6 protein-coding genes are annotated in these 4,846 nt (G+C 68.6%); 4 read left to right on the plus strand and 2 right to left on the minus strand.

Features of this window, described 5'->3' with window-relative positions; genetic code table 11:
* The first annotated feature begins 154 nt into the window (after positions 1 to 154).
* Both ASJ79_RS18985 and pknB read left to right on the plus strand, forming a co-directional pair.
* A complete protein-coding gene (locus ASJ79_RS18985; protein WP_067958460.1) occupies positions 155 to 403 on the plus strand; it encodes a hypothetical protein in 249 nt (82 codons plus the stop codon).
* Positions 400 to 2,277 (plus strand): Stk1 family PASTA domain-containing Ser/Thr kinase, encoded by a 1,878-nt coding sequence (gene pknB / locus ASJ79_RS18990; RefSeq protein ID WP_067958462.1) that lies wholly within the window; start codon positions 400 to 402, stop codon positions 2,275 to 2,277. Before ASJ79_RS18985 ends, pknB begins: the two co-directional genes overlap by 4 nt.
* Here pknB and ASJ79_RS18995 read toward each other — a convergent pair.
* Together ASJ79_RS18995 and ASJ79_RS19000 are read right to left on the minus strand one after the other, a co-directional pair.
* Positions 2,255 to 2,929: an aminodeoxychorismate/anthranilate synthase component II gene (locus ASJ79_RS18995; RefSeq protein ID WP_067958466.1), complete on the minus strand. Its 675-nt coding sequence runs from the start codon at positions 2,927 to 2,929 to the stop codon at positions 2,255 to 2,257. The genes pknB and ASJ79_RS18995 overlap by 23 nt on opposite strands.
* 21 nt (positions 2,930 to 2,950) lie before the next feature.
* Positions 2,951 to 3,712, minus strand: coding sequence for a DUF881 domain-containing protein (locus tag ASJ79_RS19000; protein ID WP_067958469.1), 762 nt, complete (start codon positions 3,710 to 3,712; stop codon positions 2,951 to 2,953).
* A 122-nt stretch (positions 3,713 to 3,834) separates the two neighbouring features.
* Between ASJ79_RS19000 and crgA the strand changes: the two genes are divergently transcribed.
* Together crgA and ASJ79_RS19010 are read left to right on the plus strand one after the other, a co-directional pair.
* A complete protein-coding gene (gene crgA, locus ASJ79_RS19005; RefSeq protein WP_067958477.1) occupies positions 3,835 to 4,116 on the plus strand; it encodes a cell division protein CrgA in 282 nt (93 codons plus the stop codon).
* A gap of 156 nt (positions 4,117 to 4,272) precedes the next feature.
* Positions 4,273 to 4,695: a PH domain-containing protein gene (locus tag ASJ79_RS19010; protein ID WP_067958478.1), complete on the plus strand. Its 423-nt coding sequence runs from the start codon at positions 4,273 to 4,275 to the stop codon at positions 4,693 to 4,695.
* The last annotated feature ends 151 nt before the right edge of the window (positions 4,696 to 4,846 follow it).

Below are 4,846 nucleotides of genomic sequence, written 5' to 3' on the forward strand. Positions count from 1 at the left end.
CTCCCCACCCTCCCGCACCCCTCCTCCCCCCCCCGCCCCTCCCCTCCCCCCTCCCCCGACCCCTGCCTCGCCGCCCGGCTGTCTCCGCCGCTCCGCGCCGCCGGCGCGCCGCACGTTCTCCTCCGGACAGCGGGCGCTGCTGTGGGCCGCGGGCGTGCTCGGAGCGCTGGCGATCGTCATCGCGATCCTGATCGTGCTCAACGCGCAGGACCGCAGGGACCAGTCGCCACCGACCACCATCACCGAGACGCCGACCAGCGAGAGCGTGCCGCCGCCGGAGACGCCCGGCGCGGCGCCGCCCGCCCTCGGCGATCATGAACCCGATGAATACTGGGTATCCCGGGCTGTTGACAGCGCGGCACACCAGGTGACCCTGCACGTTCCAGAACAGATTTTGCGATGACCACCCCCAAGCACCTGTCCGACCGCTACGAGGTCGGTGAGATCCTGGGTTTCGGCGGTATGTCCGAGGTCCATCTCGCGCGTGACCTGCGCCTGCACCGTGACGTCGCGATCAAGGTGCTGCGCGCCGACCTGGCCCGTGACCCGAGCTTCTATCTGCGATTCCGGCGCGAGGCGCAGAACGCGGCCGCACTCAACCACCCGGCGATCGTCGCCGTCTACGACACCGGTGAGGCCGAGACACCGACCGGGCCGCTGCCGTACATCGTGATGGAGTACGTCGACGGCGTGACGCTGCGCGACATCGTGCACAGCGACGGACCGATGCCGCCGAAACGCGCGATCGAGGTCATCGCCGACGCCTGCCAGGCGCTGAACTTCAGCCACCAGCACGGCATCATCCACCGCGACGTCAAGCCGGCGAACATCATGATCAGCAAGACCGGCGCGGTGAAGGTGATGGACTTCGGCATCGCACGCGCGCTGGCCGACGCCGGCAACCCCGTCACCCAGACCGCGGCGGTGATCGGGACCGCGCAGTACCTGTCGCCCGAGCAGGCGCGCGGGGTCAAGGTCGACGCCCGCTCCGACGTCTACTCGCTGGGCTGCGTGCTGTACGAGATCCTGACCGGTGAACCGCCGTTCGTCGGCGACTCGCCCGTCGCGGTGGCCTACCAGCACGTCCGGGAGGATCCGGTGCCGCCGTCGCAGCGGCACAACGGCATCTCCCCTGAACTGGACGCGGTGGTGCTCAAGGCGCTGGCCAAGAACCCGGACAATCGCTACCAGACGGCCGCGGAGATGCGCACCGACCTGGTGCGCGTGCACAGCGGCGAGGCCCCCGAGGCGCCCAAGGTGTTCACCGATGCCGAACGCACGTCGATGCTCGCCTCGACACCTGCCGGCCACCGCACCGAGCCGGTCGACCCCGTGGTCAGCGAGCCACCGCGCTACCAGGAGCGCGAGCCCGGCGGGTCACTCGGACGCTGGCTGATCGCCGTCGCCGTGCTCGCCGTGCTGACAGTTCTGGTCACGATCGGCATCAACACCTTCGGTGGCGAAACCCGGGACGTGCAGGTGCCCGACGTGAGTGGGCAGGCGTCCGCCGACGCGATCGCCACGCTGCAGAACCGCGGCTTCACGATCCGCACACAGCAGAAACCGGATTCGGAGGTGCCGCCCGACCACGTGATCAACACCGAGCCCGACGCCAACACCTCGGTGGCCGCCGGTGACGAGATCACCCTGAACGTGTCGACGGGACCCGAGCAGCGCGAGGTGCCCGACGTGTCCGGCCTCAGCTACTCCGAGGCCGTGCGCCGGCTCACCGACGCGGGATTCGACCGGTTCCGGCAGACGACCTCGACGTCGCTGCCCGAACAGCGGGATCGGGTGCTCTCGACGGTGCCCCCGGCCAACCAGACCTCGGCGATCACCAACGAGATCACCATCGTGGTGGGCCGGGGCCCGGCCACCGCCCCGGTCCCGGAGTGCGTCGGGCAGACGGCGGAAACCTGCCAGCAGGTGCTGGCGGCGGCCGGTTTCACCAAGGGCGTGCCGATCCAGGTCGACAGCACCGTCGCGGCCGGTCAGGTCGTCGGCCTCGAACCGGCCGCGGGGCAGACCGTGCCGCAGGATTCGGTGATCCAGATCCAGGTCTCCCGCGGGAACCAGTTCGTGATGCCGGACCTCACCGGCCAATTCTGGACCGACGCCGAGCCCCGGTTGCGGGCGCTGGGCTGGACCGGGGTCCTCGACAAGGGTGCCGACGTGCCCAACAGCGGTCAGCGCACCAATGCGGTGGTGACCCAGAGCCCGTCACCGGGCACCGGCGTGAACTACGGCGCCAGGATCACGCTGAACTTCGCGTCGTAGCGGCCGCGACCGCGCCGGCGACCTCGTCTTCGAGCTCGCGGACCAGCGTCTCGGCCGGCGCCTGACCGCAGTAGCCCAGCCAGTTCGCCAGCATGCGGTGCCCACCCTGGGTCAGGATCGACTCGGGGTGGAACTGCACACCGTGGATGGGGAGTTCGACGTGACGCACGCCCATGATCACGCCGCCCTCGGTTTTCGCGGTGACGTCGAGTTCGGCGGGCATCGTCTCAGGCAGGATCGTCAGGGAGTGATAGCGCGTCGCGGTGAACGGATCGGGCAGCCCCTTGAGCACGCCCTGATCTGAGTGGTGCACCGTGCTGGTTTTTCCGTGCAGCAGTTCGGGCGCCCGGTCCACGGTGCCGCCGAAGGCCACTCCGATCGCCTGATGCCCGAGGCACACCCCCAGCAGCGGGGTGCCTGCGGCCGCGCAGGCGTGGACCAGTCCGATGGACGCTCCCGCGCGTTCCGGCGTGCCCGGCCCGGGGCTCAGCAGCACGCCGTCGAATTCCTCGGCCGCCCGGCTGAGGTGGGCGTCGGTGGTCAGACGGTCGTCGTCGTTGCGCCACACCTGTGCGTGCACCCCGAGTTGGCCCAGGTACTGGACCAGGTTGAAGACGAAGCTGTCGTAGTTGTCGACGACCAAGACCTGCATTCGGACAGGTTACCGGCAGCTTCAGTAGCCGAGTGGGCCGAGCGGCTGCGCGTATCTCATCCGCACCGTCTCCTGGTGGCCGACCAGCTCCACCTCGCGAACCTCCTCGGTGTATCCGAGACCGAACCGGGCGGCGTACCGCTTGTAGAGCGTCACCAGCGGCGCCTCGGTCAGCGCAGACTGCATGGCCGCCGCGTCACCGATCGCCGAGATCACATACGGCGGGCTGTAGGTGCGGCCGTTGAGCAGAAGCGTGTTGCCCACACACCGCGGCGCGGAGGTTCCGATGATGCGTTGGTCCTGGACCTGGATGCCCTCGGCACCCGCGCTCCACAGCGCGTTGAGCACGGCTTGAATGTCCTGCTGGTGCACCACCAGGTCGTCGGGTGACGCGTCCCGCGGGAAGCGGCCCTGCGCGTCGCGCTGCGCGTCGTTGAGGGTGACGACCAGCCCCGGACCCTGCAGAGGGGTCAGCGCCGCGTCAGCGGCCAGCGCGTCACCCCGGTTGACGATCGCGGCCAGTGCGGCGTCGGCGCCGGGGGACCCGCCGTGATGGTTGTCGATCTCCAGTGACAGGGCGTCGCGCTCGGCGGTGCGCCGGTCCACCGACTGCTGGGCTTCCCGGACGAGGTCGACCAGGCGGGGCGCGTCGCTGCGCCGGATCTCGTCGCCACCCGACACCCCGTGGGTGACGCCGAGCAGCAGCCCGGCCGCGGCACAGACGACCGGAACGCCGTACCGCCACACGGATCGCTTCCGGGCGGAAGCGTTGCGGTCGTCCATCGGTGCCGTCTCTTTCCGAGGTCGCCTGCGGGCCTGCGTTAGGCTTTCCCTACACATCGTCGCACTGACCGGTCGTTCGTGGCACCGGTGACAGAGGCGGCGCCGAACGTCCGAAGGTACGCATGCCCAAGTCCAAGGTCCGTAAGAAGAACGACTTCACCATCAACCCGGTGAGCCGGACTCCGGTCAAGGTCAAGGCGGGGCCGTCCAGCGTCTGGTTCGTGGTGTTCTTCGTGAGCCTGATGCTGATCGGGTTGGTCTGGCTGATCGTGTTCCAGCTGGCCGGCAGCGGCCCCGATGTGCCGAGCTTCCTGCAATGGATGGCTGACCTGAACGTGTGGAACTACGCGATCGCGTTTGCCTTCATGATCACGGGGCTTTTGCTGACGATGCGCTGGCGGTGACCGGCCGGCGCGTCTGGATCGAATCCGTTATGGACGCCCGCCGTTCTCCCGCGTGTCATCCGGGAGTCACCGGATCACACGGATGTTATTCATCCCCATTGGGGATAGCACTTGTGGATAATCGCGTTCCCCGCGGTAGGAGGGTGTGAACACCCCGTGCAGCAAACTCAATGGGGTCCTTCGCCCGGTGGCATCGTGGCGGCCGGAGTGTTGGGCCTTTTCTTGGCTGTCGGCGCTGTGACGCTGGTCACAGACCCGCCGGGGCGCCTTTTGATCGGTGTTGCCGCGGCCGGTCTCGTGGTGTTTGCGATCATGTCGTGGCGCGCAAGGCCGAAACTGGCAATCTCCGAGGGCGCTCTGGTCTACCGCGGTTGGTGGGGCGTACGGCGACTCACCAAGGCCGACATCACCCGGATCCGCATCACCGAGTTCCGGCGGATCGGCCGCAAGATGCGGCTGCTCGAGGTGGACACGACCGACGACCGGCTGTTGGTGCTGAGTCGGTGGGATCTCGGCACCGACCCGTTGCACGTGCTCGACGCACTCACCGACGCCGGGTTCGCTCCCGGCCCGGGGTGATTTGGGCGTAGTTGGTCAACCTAATACTGCAGCCGTAGATCGGGGCTGACGGGGTTTCGGCGTGTCTGCGCTGGTCAGGGCGGTGACCGCGGCATTGTTCGGAGTTTGTGAAGACATCTGAAAACGCCGCGATCCCCGCGGTTGACAGCGT

Source organism: Mycobacterium sp. NAZ190054, from assembly GCF_001545925.1.
GTDB lineage: Bacteria > Actinomycetota > Actinomycetes > Mycobacteriales > Mycobacteriaceae > Mycobacterium.

What these genes read in the sequence shown, in the direction of transcription:
- crgA (WP_067958477.1), top strand. Translation starts at nt 3,835, where the DNA reads ATGCCCAAGTCCAAGGTCCGTAAGAAGAACGACTTCACCATCAACCCG.
- ASJ79_RS18995 (WP_067958466.1), bottom strand. Translation starts at nt 2,929, where the DNA reads ATGCAGGTCTTGGTCGTCGACAACTACGACAGCTTCGTCTTCAACCTG.
- pknB (WP_067958462.1), top strand. Translation starts at nt 400, where the DNA reads ATGACCACCCCCAAGCACCTGTCCGACCGCTACGAGGTCGGTGAGATC.
- ASJ79_RS19000 (WP_067958469.1), bottom strand. Translation starts at nt 3,712, where the DNA reads ATGGACGACCGCAACGCTTCCGCCCGGAAGCGATCCGTGTGGCGGTAC.